This window comes from Aquirufa salirivi (assembly GCF_045310485.1).
Lineage (GTDB): Bacteria > Bacteroidota > Bacteroidia > Cytophagales > Spirosomataceae > Aquirufa > Aquirufa salirivi.
This window is the reverse complement of the sequence record NZ_JBEWZH010000048.1, coordinates 1-271: the sequence shown is the minus strand read 5'-3', so window position 1 is coordinate 271 and position 271 is coordinate 1. Positions and strand designations below refer to the sequence as shown.

1 protein-coding gene is annotated in these 271 nt (G+C 45.0%); it reads right to left on the bottom strand.

All coding sequences use genetic code 11. The features are described 5' to 3' along the window. Positions 1–271, bottom strand: a 271-nt coding sequence (locus tag U0R11_RS13630) for a hypothetical protein (RefSeq protein ID WP_406752392.1), incomplete at both ends; no start/stop codon positions are given.

Sequence of the window (271 nt, the reverse complement as noted above, 5' to 3'; positions counted from 1 at the left end):
CCAGTGATCGCTCCTGTTAAAGTAGTCGTTACCGTAATATTATTGCCGGATGCATTGAAGTTCGTTACGGTATTTCCATAAACATCTAGTGCCGTTAAGGTATTCGTTCCTGTGAAGGCAGTGCCATTCACTTGTGGACTCGTTAAGCTTACTGCTAACTTGCTGAAGCTGGCTGGCAATACTGTCACCGATAATTCATGTGAATTACCTGTCGCATTGATCGTTCCATCTGTCGCGGTCAACAAGGCACTCTCTGCTTTGTACAAGACCA